Annotated in this window: 15 protein-coding genes; 10 read left to right on the top strand and 5 right to left on the bottom strand. The window is 65.8% G+C overall.

Features of this window, described 5'->3' with window-relative positions; all coding sequences use genetic code 11:
- Nucleotides 1–34 precede the first annotated feature (34 nt).
- Both AC0KW6_RS09640 and AC0KW6_RS09635 read left to right on the top strand, forming a co-directional pair.
- The gene (locus tag AC0KW6_RS09640; RefSeq protein ID WP_474034790.1) at nt 35–619 is read left to right on the top strand and encodes a DUF1285 domain-containing protein; all 585 of its coding nucleotides are present in this window, start codon (nt 35–37) and stop codon (nt 617–619) included.
- A 353-nt stretch (nt 620–972) separates the two neighbouring features.
- Nucleotides 973–1,725, top strand: a complete 753-nt coding sequence (locus tag AC0KW6_RS09635) for a hydroxypyruvate isomerase family protein (protein ID WP_323776453.1) — start codon at nt 973–975, stop codon at nt 1,723–1,725.
- Between the two features lie 109 nt (nt 1,726–1,834).
- On the opposite strand, the gene AC0KW6_RS09630 is transcribed toward AC0KW6_RS09635, so the two are convergent.
- The 4 genes from AC0KW6_RS09630 to AC0KW6_RS09615 form a co-directional block, all read right to left on the bottom strand.
- Complete coding sequence (locus AC0KW6_RS09630; RefSeq protein WP_323776454.1) at nt 1,835–2,098, bottom strand: hypothetical protein; 264 nt, start codon at nt 2,096–2,098, stop codon at nt 1,835–1,837.
- A 368-nt stretch (nt 2,099–2,466) separates the two neighbouring features.
- Nucleotides 2,467–5,271, bottom strand: a complete 2,805-nt coding sequence (gene polA, locus AC0KW6_RS09625; protein WP_474034789.1) for a DNA polymerase I — start codon at nt 5,269–5,271, stop codon at nt 2,467–2,469.
- A 277-nt stretch (nt 5,272–5,548) separates the two neighbouring features.
- Entirely contained in the window at nt 5,549–6,034 is a 486-nt protein-coding gene (locus tag AC0KW6_RS09620) for a flavodoxin family protein (RefSeq protein ID WP_474034788.1), read from the bottom strand.
- A 43-nt stretch (nt 6,035–6,077) separates the two neighbouring features.
- On the bottom strand, nt 6,078–6,260 hold the full coding sequence (locus AC0KW6_RS09615) for a zinc-finger domain-containing protein (RefSeq protein WP_323776459.1): 183 nt from the start codon (nt 6,258–6,260) through the stop codon (nt 6,078–6,080).
- 71 nt (nt 6,261–6,331) lie between these two features.
- Between AC0KW6_RS09615 and AC0KW6_RS09610 the strand changes: the two genes are divergently transcribed.
- Nucleotides 6,332–7,261 carry an ABC transporter ATP-binding protein gene (locus AC0KW6_RS09610; RefSeq protein WP_323776461.1) on the top strand — a complete coding sequence of 310 codons (930 nt, stop codon included), beginning with the start codon at nt 6,332–6,334 and terminating at the stop codon, nt 7,259–7,261.
- A gap of 154 nt (nt 7,262–7,415) precedes the next feature.
- Here the strand turns inward: AC0KW6_RS09610 and AC0KW6_RS09605 are convergent, their stop codons facing one another.
- On the bottom strand, nt 7,416–7,880 hold the full coding sequence (locus AC0KW6_RS09605) for a DUF1203 domain-containing protein (protein WP_474034787.1): 465 nt from the start codon (nt 7,878–7,880) through the stop codon (nt 7,416–7,418).
- A 229-nt stretch (nt 7,881–8,109) separates the two neighbouring features.
- Between AC0KW6_RS09605 and AC0KW6_RS09600 the strand changes: the two genes are divergently transcribed.
- The 7 genes from AC0KW6_RS09600 (at nt 8,110) to AC0KW6_RS09570 (ending at nt 18,200) form a co-directional block, all read left to right on the top strand.
- A complete protein-coding gene (locus AC0KW6_RS09600; RefSeq protein ID WP_474034852.1) occupies nt 8,110–11,037 on the top strand; it encodes an error-prone DNA polymerase in 2,928 nt (975 codons plus the stop codon).
- A gap of 148 nt (nt 11,038–11,185) precedes the next feature.
- Nucleotides 11,186–12,703, top strand: coding sequence for a 2,3-bisphosphoglycerate-independent phosphoglycerate mutase (gpmI, locus tag AC0KW6_RS09595; RefSeq protein ID WP_323776465.1), 1,518 nt, complete (start codon nt 11,186–11,188; stop codon nt 12,701–12,703).
- Nucleotides 12,700–13,833, top strand: a complete 1,134-nt coding sequence (locus AC0KW6_RS09590) for a murein hydrolase activator EnvC family protein (RefSeq protein WP_474034786.1) — start codon at nt 12,700–12,702, stop codon at nt 13,831–13,833. Before gpmI ends, AC0KW6_RS09590 begins: the two co-directional genes overlap by 4 nt.
- Nucleotides 13,834–13,840: 7 nt before the next feature.
- Nucleotides 13,841–15,175 (top strand): S41 family peptidase, encoded by a 1,335-nt coding sequence (locus AC0KW6_RS09585; protein ID WP_323776468.1) that lies wholly within the window; start codon nt 13,841–13,843, stop codon nt 15,173–15,175.
- Between the two features lie 496 nt (nt 15,176–15,671).
- A complete protein-coding gene (locus AC0KW6_RS09580; RefSeq protein WP_474034785.1) occupies nt 15,672–16,313 on the top strand; it encodes a LysE family translocator in 642 nt (213 codons plus the stop codon).
- 82 nt (nt 16,314–16,395) lie between these two features.
- Complete coding sequence (locus AC0KW6_RS09575) at nt 16,396–17,460, top strand: bifunctional transcriptional activator/DNA repair enzyme AdaA (RefSeq protein WP_474034784.1); 1,065 nt, start codon at nt 16,396–16,398, stop codon at nt 17,458–17,460.
- Nucleotides 17,457–18,200, top strand: coding sequence for an isocitrate lyase/PEP mutase family protein (locus AC0KW6_RS09570; RefSeq protein ID WP_474034783.1), 744 nt, complete (start codon nt 17,457–17,459; stop codon nt 18,198–18,200). The genes AC0KW6_RS09575 and AC0KW6_RS09570 overlap by 4 nt, the downstream gene beginning before the upstream one ends.
- Nucleotides 18,201–18,205: the final 5 nt, after the last annotated feature.

Genomic DNA, 18,205 nt, shown 5'->3' with positions numbered 1-18,205 from the left:
TACTCTATCGTGCTGACTGGAAATGGCAAAAGCAATGAGCGGACAAAAAGCTGTGACACCCGATGCAGACGGCATCGCCGCGGCGGCCAAAACGGCCGCCAAGGGCAAAGGTTTGCCGCCTGTCCACCTGTGGAATCCGCCGTTCAGCGGCGACCTGGACATCCGCATCGCCCGCGACGGCAGCTGGTATTACCTTGGCACGCCGTTCACCCGGTTTGAGCTGGTCAGGCTGTTCGCCTCGATCCTGAAACTGGAGGCGGGAAAATATTACCTGGTAACCCCGGCTGAAAAGGTTGGCATCGCCGTCGAGGACGCGCCATTTGTTGCGGTGGATTTCGATGTTGAAGGCGCGGGGCGTGATCAGCTGGTCACCTTCACCAGCAATATCGGCGACACCGCCGCGGCGGGGCCGGAGCACCCGATCCGCGTCGAGCGCGATGGCGAAAGCGGCGAGCCCTCTCCCTATGTCATGGTGCGGGCCGGGCTGGAGGCCTTGATCGACCGTAAAAGCTTCTACCGGCTGGCGGAGCTGGGCGTCCACAAAGATGGCTGGTTCGGCGTCTGGTCCGGCGGCGCATTCTTCCCGCTGATCCCGTCTGCGGAACTCGATCCGGATTAAACGTCTGTTCTGCCTGCCGCGTAGGCGGCGCAGGCAGGCATCCGCCCGCCCCGCGGCGGCCGCGTTCCGTTCCCGCCCGGGCGGGAGCTTCCCGTTCAAACCATTGCAGCAGACTCACCGGCGGCCAGGTCGGCAGCCGCACCTCTGCCGCAGGAAACCCTGCCGGCCAGGCGCCCGGGGCTCATCAAGAAGGCTGCTATCTTTGGGAAATCCGGCGGAAACATGCCGGTTTCCGGCAGCGGCATCCCGATCGCGGCCTCAGCTCTTGCGGGAAAGCGACAATGCGTCGTTTTCTATCTCTTGGCCTTACGGTTTTGCGCGGGATAAACCTCCGTGAAGCCAGGAGTAAACCGATGCCCAGATTCGCAGCCAACATCTCGATGCTGTTTGCCGAGCTGCCCTATCCCGACCGGTTCCAGGCCGCTGCGGCGGCAGGGTTCGAGGCGGTGGAAATCCTTTATCCTTATGAGCTTGCGGCCAAGGAGACCCAGCGCGCCTTGCTGACCTACGGGCTGGATCTGCTGCTGATCAACGCGCCGCCGCCCAATTATACTGGCGGCATGCCCGGTTATGCAGCCCTCCCCGAGGGCGTCGACCGGTTCCAGCGCGACATCCGCCGGGTGCTGCGCTATGCCGAGGTGCTGAAGGCCGGCAAGATCCATGTGATGGCAGGTTATACCAAAGATGCTGCGGCGCAGCGCACCTTCGTGCAGAACCTGCAATGGGCTGCCGACCGGGCGCCGGAACAGCAGTTCACCATCGAACCTTTGAACAGCGGCGATCAGCCCGGCTATTTCCTGGATGACTATAATTTGGCGATGGCAGTGCTGGAGGAAGTGAACCGTCCCAATGTCGGTCTGCAATATGACGCCTACCATGCCCAGATGATCCACGGCGATGCGGTCAAGGTCTGGGAGATTTTCGGCCGCCACGCCGCCCATGTGCAGATCGGCGCCGCACCGGGGCGCTGCGAACCGGGCACCGGGCCTGTGGATTTCCAGCAGCTGTTCGCCGCCATCGACGCCAGCGGCTATGACGGCTGGATCAGCGCCGAATACACACCCTCGACCCGGCGCACCGAAGACAGCCTCGGCTGGATGCGCTGAGCCGCAGCCGGCCGGCCGGGCCGGGGCAGGCTCCCGCCCGCTGCAGGCTGCATCGAAGATGCCGCCGCACCGGTTGGGCCGGGCGCCGCTGCCGCGGCGGGCGGCGCCGTCAGTTCAGGCAGAGAAACAGATCGAAATTCCTGCGCTCTGCCGGAGCTTTGCGGACCGAGGCATGTTCGGCATGCTTGCCGTGGCCCATCTGGCAGACCCGCTCCGCTTCGCCGGTGGCGGCGGCCAGCGCCCAGCGGCGCTTGTGATGCTGCGGCGTTGCAATGGTCACGCTGTCGCCATTGTAATGCGTGACCGCAGGCTTGATGTGATGCGCGCAGCCGCCCGCGGCTGCCAGAAAGCTGGCAAAGATAATATTCTTCAATGTCTTGCACCGGAATAATTGATCAGAATCCCGGTCCGGCGGCTCCTGCGGCCGGACCGGCAAAAGACTTCCCAGCCGGCCTGCCGGATGTCAATGCACCTCAGCCCCAAGCAGCTTTGCCCGATGCGTCTTGGCCCGGTTGCTGCCCTGATTGCGCCGGCTGCTGCCGGTAAGGCGCAGGTTGGGGCTGAGAGGCCCGCAAGGGCAAGCCGCGCAGTCTGCGCGGAGCCTGACGGCTCCTTGGCCGGGAGAGGCAGCCTGGCGCCCCTTTTCACGCCGCGCCAGCGGCGCCCGGCCCAACGGGATGAGATCACCAGATCGAAGCCGGGCGGGAGCATTCCACCGCCGCGGCGGGGTGGCGGGCCGGCTTAGTGCGCCTCGGCCCAGTTCCGGCCGCGGCCTGCGTCCACCACCAGTTTCACGTCCAGATGCACTGCCGGATCGGCAGCGGTTTCCATCACCCGGCGGGCGGTTTCGATGGTTTCCTCCACCGCCGCTTCCGGCACTTCGAACAGCAGTTCATCGTGCACCTGCAACAGCATCCGCGCGGGCAGATGGGCAATCGCGCTTGGCATCCGGATCATCGCCCGGCGGATCACATCGGCGGCTGTGCCCTGGATCGGCGCATTGATCGCCGCGCGTTTGGCAAAGCCCGCCTTGGGACCTTTGGCGTTGATCTCGGCGGTGTGGATCTTACGCCCGAACAGGGTCTGCACATAGCCGTGCTCCTTGGCGAATTCGACGGTGCGGTCCATGTATTTGCGGATCCCCGGGAAGCGCTCGAAATAGCGGTCGATGAAGCCCTGCGCATCCTTGCGCGGAATCCGCAGGTTGCGCGCCAGGCCAAAGCCGGAGATGCCGTAGATCACACCAAAGTTGATCGCCTTGGCCTGACGGCGGATCTCCGGTGTCATCTCCTCCAGCGGTACGTCGAACATCTCCGAAGCGGTCATCGCGTGAATGTCCTGGCCCTCGGAAAAGGCCTGTTTCAGCGCATCGATTCCGGCCATATGGGCCAGAATGCGCAGTTCGATCTGGCTGTAGTCGAGCGACAACAGCACATTGCCCTCTTCCGCGACAAAGGCCTCGCGGATGCGGCGGCCTTCCTCGGTGCGCACGGGGATATTCTGCAGGTTCGGATCGGTCGAGGCCATCCGCCCGGTGCTGGCGCCGGTCTGGGCATAGGACGTATGCACCCGGCCGGTGTCCGGGTTGATGTGGTCCTGCAGCGCATCGGTGTAGGTCGATTTCAGCTTCGAGAGCTGCCGCCAGTCCAGCACCCGCGCGGGCAGGTCGTGTTCCGTTGCCAGATCCTCGAGGATATCGGCACCGGTGGCATAGGCGCCGGTCTTGCCCTTCTTGCCGCCCTCGATCCCCATCTTGTCAAACAGGATCTCGCCCAGCTGCTTGGGCGAGCCGACATTGAAGGTCTGTCCCGCCAGCTCATGGATTTCCGCCTCCAGCGCCGCCATCTTCTGGGCAAAGGCGTTGGACATCCGGCTCAGCGTGTCGCGGTCCACCTTGATGCCGTTGCGCTCCATATCCGCCAGCACCGGCACCAGCGGCCGTTCCAGCGTCTCATAGACCGTGGTCACCCGCTCCTGATGCAGCTGCGGCTTGAAAGTCTGCCACAGGCGCAGGGTGATGTCGGCATCCTCCGCCGCATAGGGCACCGCGTCATCAATCGCGACCTTGTCAAAGGTGATCGCCGATTTGCCGGACCCCAAGAGCGGCTTGATCGGGATCGGCGTGTGGTCCAGATACCGTTCCGACAGCGTATCCATGCCATGCCCGTGCATGCCGGCGTGCAGCGCATAGGACATCAGCATGGTGTCATCAATGGGCGCCACATCGACGCCATAGCGATGCAGGATCTTGGCGTCGTATTTCATGTTCTGGCCGATCTTCAGGACCGCCGGATCCTCCAGAACGCCCTTCAGCATTGCGACAGCCTCTTCCAAGGGCATCTGCCCCTCGGACAGTCCCTCGCCGCCGAACAGATCATCGCCCCCGGCCTTATGCGCCAAGGGGATGTAACAGGCCTCGCCCGGTTCGACACACAGCGAAATGCCGACCAGATCGACGACCATTTCATTCAGGCCCGTGGTTTCGGTATCCACCGCCACCCAGCCGCGCCGGCGGATACGGTCGACCCAGGTTTGCAAACCCGCCCCGTCGCGGATGCATTCGTACTTTTCCTTGTCGAACGGCACCGCTTCCGGCGCTGCCGCGGCGGCCGCGGCGGCGGCGGGGGATTCCGGGATTGCCGGCGCATCCATGCCCAGCTGATCGGCCAGCCGCTTGGTCAGGGTGCGGAATTCCATCTCCGACAGGAAGGTCAGCAGGGTTTCCGCATCCGGCTCCATCACCTCCAGATCATCCAGGGTGAAATCCAGCTCCATGCTGCAATCCAGCTGCACCAGTTTTTTGCTCAGCTCGATCTGTTCGCGGTTCTCGATCAGGGTCTGGCGGCGCTTGGGCTGCTTGATCTCCTCGGCGCGGTCCAGCAGGCTCTCCAGATCGCCGAATTCATTGATCAGGAGCGCCGCGGTCTTGATCCCGATCCCCGGTGCGCCCGGCACGTTGTCAACGCTGTCGCCGGCCAGCGCCTGCACATCCACCACCCGGTCGGGGCCGACGCCGAACTTCTCCACCACGCCGTCGCTGTCGATGCGCTTGTTCTTCATCGCGTCCAGCATCTCGACGCCGCCGCCGACCAGCTGCATCAGGTCCTTGTCCGAGGAGATGATGGTCACCCGCCCGCCGGCATCGCGCGCCTGATGCGCCAGGGTGGCGATGATGTCGTCGGCCTCATACCCTTCGACTTCCTTGCAGGCGATGTTGAACGCGCGGGTCGCCTCGCGGGTCAGCGGGAACTGCGGCACCAGATCCTCCGGCGCCGGCGGGCGGTTGGCCTTGTACTGGTCGTACATCTCATTGCGGAACGACTTGCCGGAATAGTCGAAGATCACCGCCACATGGGTCGGCGCATCGGGGCCTTTGTTGTCCTCGACCTGCTTGAACAGCATGTTGCAGAACCCCGCCACCGCGCCGATCGGCAGCCCGTCGGATTTGCGGGTCAACGGCGGCAGCGCGTGATAGGCGCGGAAGATGAAGGCCGAGCCGTCGATCAGATGCAGATGGCAGCCCTTGCCGAATTGTGTCCCGCTCATGGCCTGTCGCGCTCCCGTTGGAAATCCGTTCGTGTTCTGTTTCCCGGTTATCGGTGATCCTGCGGGGAAGGGCAATTGCGAGTTTGGCGCGGGGGCCACTCAATGCCTTGGCACGGGCTGCAAGCCCGGGCCGCGCCCGACCCTCCCCCCAGGAGGGCGCTTTGCAACGTTTCAGCACACGCAGCGCTGGTAATTTTCTAAGGGCAAGGGCAGCCAGACGCCGTGCGAACGCCCTCCCAGGCCCGGGCGCGTCCCTCCGCAGCTGGCAGCAGGTTAGTTAAAACACCCCCATCGCCAGCCCCGCGCCCAAGGCCATCCCCAGCTCGCGGCAGCGCTCCAGCTGATCCTCCGGGATCACCTTTTCTGCCAGGATCGCCTCGGGCGTCTGCGCATGGGTGCAGATGATCAGCGGCTCCTGCACGTCCTTCAGGCGCCAGCCGGTGGCGATCCGCGCGCATTGGCGGGCGGCGTTTTCCCCGTCCGAACCGGCGCAGACCATCTGCGCATAAGGGCGGCCGTTGAGGCGCCCCAGCACCGGGTAATAACAGCGGTCGAAAAATTCCTTCATCTGGCCGGACAGCGCCGCCAGGTTTTCCGGCGCGCAGAAGATATAGCCAGCCGCCGCCAGCAGATCCAGTGGCCCGGCGTCCTCGGCCCGCTTCAGGATGGCCTCGGTCTCACCGCGCGCGGCCTCATACGCGGCCTCCGCCATCTGGCGGCTGCCGCCTGTGCGGCTGTGATAGACGATCAGAAGCTGTGCCATCAGCCGCAGCCTGCGCCGTCATCTGACAGGCGGAAGGCCCGGATCACTCCGCCGCCTTGGCCGCGTCCTCGTAGATGTATTTGCAGTCGCAATAGGGGCATTCCACAAATCCCTCTTCCTCGGGGATCAGCAGATAGACCCGCGGATGCCCCAGCGCGCCCTCGCTGCCGTCGCAGGCCACCTTGCGGCTGTTCACGGTCTTGGTTTCCGGCGCTTCGGTGCTCATGGCTGGCAGTCCTTTCACTTTTCGGCTAGGCGCTTTTATGAGCCAAGCAAAAACCGGGGGCAAGAGCGGCGATGACAAGCGATGCAATCCGCATTGAGGCTTTGCGCAAAATCTACAAGGGCCGCAAAGGCCAGCCGGAGAAACACGCGCTGAAAGATGTCGACCTCACGGTGCCGCGCGGGTCAGTTTTTGGCCTTCTGGGGCCCAACGGTGCCGGCAAGTCGACGCTGATCAACATCCTGGCAGGCCTGGTGCGCAAGACTTCGGGCAAGGTGTCGATCTGGGGGTTTGACCAGGACGCAAACCCGCGCCAGAGCCGCGCCGCCATCGGCGTCATGCCGCAGGAGCTGAACCTGGATCCCTTTTTCACCCCGCGCGGCGCGCTGGAGGTGCAGGCGGGCCTTTACGGCGTGCCCAGATCCGAGCGCCACAGCGACGAGATCCTGCGGATGATCGGGCTGGAGGACAAGGCAGAGGCCTATGCGCGCACCCTGTCGGGCGGCATGCGGCGGCGGCTGCTTCTGGGCAAGGCGCTGGTGCACCACCCCTCGGTGCTGGTGCTGGACGAACCCACCGCGGGCGTCGATATCGAGCTGCGCCAGATGCTGTGGGAAAACATCCGCAAGCTGAACGCGCAAGGCATGACCATCATCCTCACCACCCATTACCTGGAGGAGGCCGAGGAGATGTGCGACGAGATCGCCATCATCAGCCAGGGTGCGGTTGTGGCGCGGGATTCCAAGGCCAGCCTCTTGGGCCGGCTGGATGCCAAGGCCATGGTGGTCCATCCCGCGGCGCCGGTGACGGGGCTGCCGCAGGGCGCAGGCATCGAGGCCGAGCTGCGCGAGGACGGCGCCGTGGTGCTGCGCTACCGCAGCCGTCTGACCAGCGCCGAGGAGGTGCTGGCCGCGGTCCATGCGGCAGGCATCAGCATCCGCGACGTGAAGACCGAGGAAGCCGATCTGGAGGATGTCTTCCTGTCGCTGACGAAATCCGCCTGAGTGATTAGCGTGAGTGATTAGAATGCCTGTTCTGCCCGGGCGGCAGGCCGGGCTGCGCCGGCCTGCCGCCCGGCAGGCGCATTCGCGCCAGCCCAGGCAGACGCAGCCCTCAGCTTTCTGCAGTTAAGCTGCCGATCTTGTCCTCAACGCCAATTCACTCCCGGTCAATCCGCGCCTGATAGCAGTTGTTGCGCGACGACCGGATGTGGATGTAGTTGACCCGCTCGTCCGCAAAAATCGCCTCGGCCCGCGCCATCATCTCCGCCTGCGGAATGACAATGCCGGTGCCGTAAACGATCCGGTGACCGGCGCTGTAGCCCTTGATCAGATAGTCGGGCGCGCGCTCCAGAACTTCCGGCACCGCCTCGCCCTGATGCCGCGCGCAATGGCCGGCGCACAGGAAAATGGGCCCGGTCTCGGCATAGGGCTGCGCCTCGGGGAAGGGGCGGTGGGCGAGAATCAGCATGCCCGCACCTTCGGGGATGTATTGCAGGCAGTGGCGGCAGGGGTTGCTGCCGCCGTCGGACACCGTGCGCTCCGGTATCTGGCCGTGGGCATCGGGGCCGCCATCCTGCAGGGCGCGGACAAGGTCTGTGGGCAGGGCAGTGATTCTGGTCATGTTTTTCTCCTTTTCTGATGGGACCATGCCGTATTCGAGCGGGCGCAATCGACCCGGATCTTGCGCATCCCGCAGAGGGACCGAGGGCTCCCGCCCGCCGCGCAGGCATTGAAAATGCCCTCCGGCTGTTGGGCCGGGCGCCGCGCTGATGCGCGGCGCGGCAGCGCCTGCCGGCAGATCTCCGCAGCATGACTCCACATGGGAACAAAACGGGAATATCATGCGACTCATGTTTGCCGAATTCGCCTGCCTGTCCAACTTCACCTTCCTCACCGGGGCGTCCCACCCGGAGGAGTATGTGACCCGCGCGCTGGAGCTGGGCATCGGCGCGGTTGCGATTGCCGACGAGAACTCGGTGGCGGGCATCGTGCGCGCCCATGCGGAATGCCGCGACATTGCCCGAAGGGTGCAGGAGCGGCGGGTCTGGGACCGGCGGAACGCCCCGATCGGCCCGCCGCGGCCTGAAACGCTGGCGCCGCCGCCCTCCTTCCCTGTCTATGAGGTGCCGCGGCTGCTCCCGGCGGCGCGGCTGATCTTCGCCGATGCGCCGCAGGTGATTGCCTTGCCGCAGACCCGGGCGGGCTGGGGCAGCCTGACGCGGCTGCTGTCCATTGGGCGGCTGAGGGCGGAAAAAGGCAGCTGTATGCTCCGCCTGTCCGACCTGATGGAATTCGCAGAGGGTTTGCACCTGCTGCTGCTGCCGCAGGCGGGACAGACGCCTTGCGGCGCGGGCGGATGGGGGCCGCATATGGACGGGCTGACGCGGCGCTTCGGCCCCCGTATGCATCTGCTGATGGCGCCTGCCTATGATGGCGGCGACCGGGCCCGGTTTGCGCAGCTCGCGGATCTCGCCAGGCATCTGAACCTGCCGCTGCTGGCCAGCGCCGCGCCAAAGATGCATCACGGCCGCCGCCGCCGCCTCGGCGATGTGCTGACCGCCATCCGCCTGCGCCGCAAGGTGGAGGATCTGGGCCGCGCTGCCATGGCCAATGGCGAGCAGCGGCTGCGCTCCGGGGCGGAAATGCGCCGCCTGTTCCGCGGCTATGAAGACGCGGTGGACAATGCCGCCCGGCTGGCGGCGCAGCTGGCCTTCTCGCTGGACGAACTGCGCTATGACTACCCGGACGAGGGCCGCGGCAGTGAAACCCCGCCGCAGCGGCTGCGGCGGCTGGCCGAAGAGGGCCTCAGCTGGCGTTATCCCGGCGGCGCGCCGGAGCGGGTGCGCGGCCTGCTGGAGCATGAGCTGGCGCTGATCGGCAAGCTGAAATACGACCCCTATTTCCTGACCGTGCGCGACATCGTCGCCTTTGCCCGCTCCCGCGGGATCCTGTGCCAGGGGCGCGGCTCGGCGGCGAATTCGGTGGTCTGCTACTGCCTCGGCGTCACCTCGGTCAGCCCGGAACTGGGCACCATGGTGTTCGAGCGTTTCGTCAGTGAAGCCCGCGACGAGCCGCCCGACATTGACGTCGATTTCGAACACGAACGGCGCGAGGAGGTGATCCAGTGGATCTATGAACGCTACGGCCGCCACCGCGCAGGGCTCTGCGCCACGGTGATCCACTACCGCGGCAAGCGCGCGATCCGCGAGGTGGGCCGCGCCATGGGGCTGACCGAGGACACCATCTCGGCGCTCAGCTCTCAGCTGTGGGGGGTCTTCAGTGCCAAGGGGGTGGAGGCCGAGCGGATGCGCGAAATCGGCCTCGACCCCTCCAGCCGCCGCCTGCAGCTGACGATGCAGCTGGTGGAGGAGATCATCGGCTTCCCCCGCCACCTGAGCCAGCATGTGGGCGGCTTTGTCATCACCCAAGGAAGGCTGGACGAGCTGGTGCCGATCGAGAACGCCACCATGGAGGGGCGCACGGTGATTTGCTGGGACAAGGACGACATCGACACGCTGGGCATCCTCAAGGTCGATGTGCTGTCGCTGGGGATGCTCACCTGCATCCGCAAGGCGTTTGATCTGATGCAGCAGCATCACCAGCTGGATTACAGCCTCGCCACCCTGCCGCCGGAGGATCCGGCGGTCTACACCATGCTGTGCCGGGCCGACAGCATCGGGGTGTTCCAGGTCGAGAGCCGGGCGCAGATGAACTTTTTGCCGCGGATGCAGCCGCGCAATTTCTATGATCTGGTGATCGAGGTCGCCATCGTCCGCCCCGGCCCGATCCAGGGCGACATGGTGCACCCCTATATCCGCCGCCGCAATGGCGAGGAGCCGGTGCATTTCCCCTCCGACGCGCTGGGCGAGGTGCTGGGCAAGACCCTTGGCGTGCCGCTGTTTCAGGAGCAGGCGATGCAGATCGCCATCGTCGGCGCGGGGTTTTCGCCGGAACAGGCCGACCGGCTGCGGCGGTCGCTTGCGACCTTCAAGAAGCATGGCAATGTCAGCGAGTTCCGCAGCCTGTTCCTGCGCGGCATGGCGCAGAACGGCTATGACGCCGCATTCTCCGAACGCTGCTTTTCCCAGATCGAGGGGTTCGGCTCCTACGGCTTTCCCGAAAGCCATGCCGCCAGTTTCGCGCTGCTGGTCTATGCCTCGGCCTGGATCAAATGCCACCACCCCGGCATTTTTGCCTGCGCGCTGCTGAATGCGCAGCCGATGGGGTTCTACGCGCCCGCGCAGATCGTGCGGGACGCCCGCGCGCACGGGGTCGAGGTGCGCCCGGTCTGCATCAACAGTTCCTACTGGGACAATGTGATGGAGCCGGACGGGTCTGGCGGCCTGGCGCTGCGGCTGGGGCTTCGGCAGGTCAAGGGGCTGCGGGATGAGGACGCGGCCTGGCTGACGGCGGCGCGCGGCAATGGCTATACCGAGGTCGAGGACGTCTGGCGCAAGGCCGGCATCGCGCCGCCGGTGATCGCGCGGCTGGCGGAGGCCGATGCCTTTGCCGCCCTCGGCCTCAACCGGCGCGAGGCCCTGTGGGCGGCCAAGGCGATCACCGCCCGCAAGCCGCTGCCGCTGTTTGCCCGCGAGCTGGAGGGGGAGGGGATCTGCGAGCCGGAAGCCGACCTGCCGCAGATGGGGCTGGGCGAGGAGGTGGTCGAGGATTACGTCGCCATGCGGCTGTCCTTGCGCGCCCATCCGGTGGCGCTGCTCCGGCATCTGCTGACGCCGCAGAGCCCGGGCGGCGGCGCGGGGCGCGGACCGGGGAAGTGAGTATTTGGGGAAAGATGAAGCGCAGAGCGGGGGCACAGCAGCACGGCAGCGGCCCTGATAACGCCAACTGTGGCAGGAATGCCGGTTCACCCCGGCGCGGCGAGGCGTTAGAAGGCTTGCGAACACTGCCTTGCCCAGGAGCTACCCCATGACCGCACCCAAACCCGTTGTCCTGTGCATTCTTGACGGCTGGGGCAGTGGCGAGCCGGGCAAGGCAAACGCGCCCTATCTGGCGCAGACCCCGGCCTTTGATGCGATCATGGCCAAAGGGCCGGCGGCCAGGCTGATCACCCACGGGCCGGACGTGGGGCTGCCGACCGGGCAGATGGGCAATTCCGAAGTCGGCCACACCAATATCGGCGCGGGCCGGGTGGTGGCGATGGATCTGGGCCAGATCGACCTGGCGATCGAGGACGGCTCGTTCTTTGAAAACGAAGCCCTGCTGGCGTTCATCGCCCGGCTCAAGGAAAGCGGCGGCGCGGCGCATCTGATGGGGCTGGTCTCTGACGGCGGCGTGCACGGGCATATCAGCCACATCCTGGCGGCGGTGAAGGCCATTCACGAGGCCGGGGTGCCGGTCTGGCTGCATGCGATCACCGACGGCCGCGACGTGGCGCCGAAATCGGCCTTCCGCCACTTCCGCCGGCTGGAGGAGAAACTGCCCGCAGGCGCGCGGATTGCCACCGTCACCGGGCGCTATTTCGCGATGGACCGCGACAACCGCTGGGGCCGGGTGAGCGAGGCCTATGACGCGATGATCCACGCCAAGGGGCGGCCGGGGCTGAATGCCCATGGTGCAGTGGACCATGCCTATAACCAGTCGGAAACCGATGAATTCATCGCCGCCACCGTGCTGGCGGGCTATCAGGGCGTGAAGGACGGCGACGGGTTCTTCTGCCTCAACTTCCGCGCCGACCGCGCGCGGGAGATCCTGCGCGCCATCGGCGAGCCGGGCTTTGATGAGTTCGACACCGGCCCCCGCCCGGACCTGGCCGCATTGCTGGGCATGGTGGAATATTCCGACAGCCATAGCAGTTACATGACCACCTGCTATCCCAAGGCGGCCATCGTCAACACGCTGGGCGCCTGGGTGGCCAAACAGGGCAAGCGCCAGTTCCGGCTGGCGGAGACCGAGAAATATCCGCATGTGACGTTCTTCCTCAACGGCGGCAAGGAAGAGCCGGAAGAGGGCGAAGACAGATTCATGCCGAAGTCGCCGAATGTGGCGACCTATGATTTGCAGCCGGAGATGAGCGCGCCGGAGGTGACGGAGAAGTTCATTGAAGCAATCGAGGCGGGCTATGACCTGATTGTGACCAATTACGCCAACCCTGATATGGTTGGCCATACCGGCGATCTGAAGGCGGCGATGCTGGCCTGTGAAGCGGTGGACCGCGGCCTGGCGCAGGTGGTGGAAGCGCTGGAAAAGGCGGGCGGGGCGATGATTGTCACCGCCGATCACGGCAATTGCGAGGTGATGGTGGACCCGGACACCGGCGGCACCCATACCGCGCATACGCTGAACCTGGTGCCGGTGGCACTGGTCGGCGGGCCGGAGGGCGCGACACTGCGCAACGGCCGGCTGGCGGATCTGGCGCCGACCATACTGGAGCTGATGGGGCTGGAAAAACCGGCAGAAATGACCGGGAAGAGCCTGCTGTCATGACGCTGCGGGCGGGCCTTTTGCTGCTGGCCCTGCTGGGGGCGCCGCTGCAGGCGGTTGCGGACCCGGGCCAGGCCGCGCGGGAGGCGGCGGCGCAGCTGGAGAGGGCCTCGGTGCAGTTGCAGGAGACCGGCAGCTCGCGCGACCGGGTGAAAGCGCTGACCGCAACTGTGCAGGCCTTTGAGGCCGGGCTGGCGGCGATGCGTGATGGCCTGCGCCGGGTGGCGCGGCGCGAGGCGCAGCTGAGCGCCCAGCTGGCGGCGCGGCAAGGCGAGGTCTCGGGGCTTCTGGGCATTATCCAGACCATTGAAACCTCGCCGCCGCCGGTCCTGTTGGTGCATCCTTCGGGGCCATTGGGGGCGGCGCGGTCGGCGATGATGCTGGCCGAGGTGACCCCGGCCTTGCACGCCAGGGCGCAGATGCTGAAGGCGGATCTGGACGAGGTTCAGTCCTTGCGGCTGCTGCAGCAGAACGCGGCCAGCACGCTGGAGGAAGGGCTGGCGGGCGTGCAGTCCGCGCGGGTGCAGCTGTCCACCGCGATTGCCGACCGCACCACATTGCCCAAGCGGTTCACCGCCGATCCGGTGCGCACCGCGATCCTGATATCCTCGACCGAGACGCTGTCGGGCTTTGCCGATGGTTTGGCCGAGATTGCCAGCGGGGACATTGCCGGGACCAGCGCCGACATCAGCGAGCTGCGCGGCAGCCTGCCGCTGCCGGTCGAAGGGCTGCTGCTGCGCGGCTACGGCGCGCGGGATGCGGCGGGCATTGCCCGCCCCGGCCTGCTGATTGCGGCCCGCCCCCGCGCCCTGGTCACGGCGCCGGCCGCCGCCACCATCCGCTACCGCGGGCCGCTTCTGGATCTGGGCAATGTGGTGATTCTGGAGCCGCAGCCGGACACCCTGTTTGTGCTCTCCGGCCTGGCCGAGGTGTTCGGCGAAGCAGGCCAGGTGATCCCCGCGGGCACCCCGGTTGGATTGATGAGCGGCGAAAACCCCAAGCCGGATGCAATTCTGTCACTTAGCGGTGAAGGGGGTGGAACTGACCGGACAGAAACGCTCTATATAGAAGTAAGAATGGACAACAGCCCGGTGGACCCGGAAACATGGTTCCGCACTGGAAAAGGTGGATGAAGGCTTGATGAAAAAATTTGCGATGGCGGCCATTGGCGGCACGCTGGCAGGGATTGTTGCAACAACCTATGTCGCGGGTCCTCTGCTGGCGCAGGAGGGCGCGGGCGAGGCAAACGTCTATGAGCAGCTGGACCTGTTCGGCGACATCTTCGAGCGCATCCGCGCGCAATATGTCGAGGAGGTCGACGAGAAGGAGCTGATCGAGGCGGCGATCGGCGGCATGCTGACCTCGCTGGATCCGCATTCCAGCTATCTGTCGCCGGATGACGCGGCCAGCATGCGGGTGCAGACCCGCGGCGAATTCGGCGGCCTGGGGATTGAAGTCACCCAGGAAGAGGGTTTTGTCAAAGTTGTCTCTCCGATCGATGGCACCCCGGCGGATGAGGCCGGGATGGAAGCCGGCGATTTCATCACCCATGTGGACGGCGAAAGCGTGCTGGGCCTGTCGCTGGACGAGGCCGTGGAGCTGATGCGCGGGCCGGTCGGATCCGAGATTGTGATCACCGTAGTGCGCGAAGGCGAGGCGGAGCCGTTTGATGTCTCGATCATCCGCGACACCATCAAGCTGACCGCGGTGCGCAGCCGCACCGAAGGCGACACCGTGGTGATGCGGATCACCACCTTCAACGACCAGACCACGCCGAACCTTGAGGAAAACCTGAAGAAGCAGATCGAGGAGGCCGGCGGCATGGAGAGTGTCAACGGCATCGTGCTGGACCTGCGCAACAACCCGGGCGGGCTGCTGACCCAGGCGATCAAGGTGGCGGACAGCTTCCTGGAATCGGGCGAGATCGTCTCGACCCGCGGCCGCGACCCCGAGGACGGCGAGCGGTTCAACGCAACCCCGGGCGATCTGGCCAAGGGCAAGCCGATTGTGGTGCTGATCAATGGCGGTTCGGCCTCGGCCTCGGAGATTGTGGCCGGAGCGCTGCAGGACCACCGCCGCGCTATCGTGATCGGCACCAAGTCGTTCGGCAAGGGATCGGTGCAGACGGTGATGCCGCTGAAGGGCGACGGCGCGATGCGTCTGACCACCGCGCGCTATTACACGCCGTCGGGCCGTTCGATCCAGGCGCTGGGTGTCAGCCCGGACATCGTGGTTCAGCAGCCGCGCCGCAAAGCCGCTGCGGAAGAGGAAGAGGCCAGCCCGGCCCGCCGCTCGCGCTCCGAAGCCGATCTGCGCGGCCGCCTGAACAATGACAGCCTGAGCGAGGATGAGATCCGCCAGATCGAAGCCGACCGCGAGAAGGCCGAAAAAGCCGCCGAGCTGCGCGAGGAGGACTACCAGCTGGCCTATGCCATCGACATCCTGAAAGGCCTGGTGGCGCTGGGGCCGAACTGAGGCCCGCAGCAATGAGTTTTGAAAAGGCCGCCCTAGGGCGGCCTTTTTCATGCAGCAGGTACAGCCGCCCGGGCGTATCGCCTGGGCGGTTCCATTCCGTTTCCGGTCCTTCTGGTGCAGCCTTGATCCGGTGAAGGATGGCGGCGCCGCCGGGGGGAGTTGGACAGACCCCGCGGGGCCTGCTCGGACAGGAGTTCCTGAACGACCCCCTTATTATCGGGGCCGGTCTCCGGGTGTTGCGCAGGCAGCCACACAGATGCCTGCGCCTCGTATCATGGCCCATGCGCATGGGGCATGGCGGGTGATCTCGATCAGAGAGGAGTATGCCGCGAATATCTGAGAATCGGGTGAAGGGGGCGTACGGCGGCGGCGCAACACCCGGAGGGGAAAGGGGCGCAGTCCGCCAAAAGCAATGTCTGCCGGGATATTTTCTCCGGCTTGCCAGGCGCAAAAACCTTGGTAGAGTCGCGCAGAAATTGCATTCAGGATTGTTCCAATGGATTTACTGGCTCCGCTCATCGCCTATTCCGTCGCTCTGTCTATCGCGGCTGTCATTCCCGGTCCGGGTGTGGCGGGTCTGGTCGGGCAATCCCTTGGCAATGGCCTGCAGGTGTCGCTGTTCTTTCTGGCGGGCATTGCGCTGGGCGATGTGGTCTATCTGACCATTGCCATTGCAGGCCTGGCTGCGATCGCGCAGCTGTTCTCGGGCGCGCTGCTGGCGATCAAGGTGCTGGGCGGCCTGTATCTGGTTTACCTGGCCAGTAAGTTCTGGCGCAACGAGGCCGGCCTGACCCTTGTGCGCAAGGCCGGCAACCGCCGCGGGCTCAAGACGTTCCTGTCGGGGTTTGCGCTGACGCTGGGCAATCCCAAGACGATCATCTTCTATCTCGCCCTGCTGCCAACCGTCATTGATCTGGAAGCGGTGGGGGTGTCGCAATGGGCCGCGCTGAGCGTGCTGACCGTTGCGGTGCTGTTTGTGACGCTGCTGCCCTATGCGCTGCTGGCCTCGGGCGCCCGGACGATGATGACGCAGGCCGGCGCCTTGCAAAAGCTGAACCGGGTTGCCGGTGCCATCATTGGCGCCGCCGGGGTCTTCATCCTTGGCCAGGCGGCAACAGCCGTTGCCCGCCGTGCGTGAGCTCCGGGCAGATCAGCCGAATATGAAAATCAACGCCCGATCTCCGGCGTACTGAACGGACAGGTTGGTCTATGCTCGCCCCATGATGTTTGACCTGCCTGATTCCCGGACACTGTACCAAGCGCTGATCAGCCGTGACGCGGCTTACGAGGGGCGCGCCTATGTCGGTGTGACCTCCACCGGTATCTTCTGCCGGCTGAGCTGCCCGGCGCGCAAGCCCAAGTTCGAGAACTGCCGGTTCCATGCCACCCCCGGCGCCTGCATTGAGGCGGGGTTCCGCGCCTGCAAGCGCTGCAAGCCGCTGGCCGCCGCTGCCGGGGATGACCCGGTGGTGCAGCGCCTGCTGGCGCGGCTGGAGGACCGCCCGGCGTACCGCTGGGGCGAGGGCGATCTGCTGCGGATGGGGCTGGATGCGTCCACTGTGCGGCGGGCATTCAAGCGGCATTTCGGCATGACCTTTCTGGAAATGGCCCGGCAGCGGCGGCTGCGCGAAGGCTTTACCGCGCTGAAGGCGGGCGAGCCGGTGATTGCAGCGCAGATTGACGCTGGCTTCGAGTCTGCCAGCGCCTTCCGCGCGGCCTTTGCGAAACTGGTGGGGATTGCGCCCGGGGCGTTCCGCAAGGATGCGCTGCTCTTGGCCGACTGGATCGACACGCCGCTGGGCGCGATGATTGCGATCAGCTGCCGCCACCAGCTGCATCTGCTGGAATTTGCCGACCGCAAGGCGCTGCCGCGGGAAGTGGTCAAGCTGCAAAAGGCGCAGCCCGGCGGCCTGGGTTTCGGCCGTCCGCCCCCGACCGAGCAGATTGCCGAAGAGCTGCGCCGGTTTTTTGCGGGTGAGGGCGCGGATTTCCAGACCCCGCTGGCGCTGCACGGCACTGCGTTTGAACGCGAAGTCTGGCGCTATCTGCTGACCATCCCGGCAGGCGAGACCCGCAGCTATTCGCAGATCGCGCGGGAGCTGGGCCGGGCCTCGGCGGCGCGGGCGGTGGCGCGGGCCAATGGCAGCAATCAGCTGGCGCTGGTGGTGCCCTGCCACCGGGTGCTGTCGGCGGATGGATCGCTGACCGGCTACGGCGGCGGGCTGTGGCGCAAGCAGCGGCTGATCGAAATTGAGACAAGTTACAAACAGAGGATTTCTGCATGACATATTCCGAACGCGCGGCGGCTTTTGCGGCGCTGCATCAGCCGGGCAACCCGGTGGTGCTGTATAATATCTGGGACGCAGGCAGCGCCAAGGCGATTGCCGGGGCGGGGGCCGCGGCCCTGGCAACCGGCAGCCATCCGGTGGCCGCGGCGCAGGGCTTTGCCGATGGCGAGCAGATCCCGCTGGAGTTTGTTCTGGGCAATGCCGAACGCATCATTGCCGCGACCGGCCTGCCGGTGACCATTGATTTCGAAGGCGGTTATGCCCGCGCGCCGGAGCAGCTGACCGCCAATGTGAAGCGGCTGGCAGAGACCGGCGCGGTGGGGCTGAACTTTGAGGACCAGGTGGTCGGCGGTGACGGCTTTTACAGCATCGAAGAACAGGCCCGGCGGGTTGCCGCAGTACGGGCTGCCAGTGCGGACATTTTCGTCAATGCCCGCACTGATCTGTTTCTGAAGGAAAAGGATGCCTCGAAGCACGCTGGTCTGCTCAGCGAGGCGCTGGAGCGCGGCGCCGCCTATGCCGAGGCGGGGGCCAGCGGGTTCTTTATCCCCGGGCTGAGCGATCCGGATCTGATTGCGCAGATCTGCGAAAGCGCCCGCCTTCCGGTCAACACGATGATGCGCGGCATCACGCTGGAAACCGCGCGGCAGGCAGGTGTTGCGCGGGCCAGCTATGGGCCAATCCCGCATGCCAGGCTGATGCAGGTGCTGGCAGAGCATTTTCAGACGCTGGCGTAACCGCG

The organism is Leisingera sp. SA215 (assembly GCF_055902035.1).
This window is presented reverse-complemented; position numbering and strand designations above follow the sequence as displayed.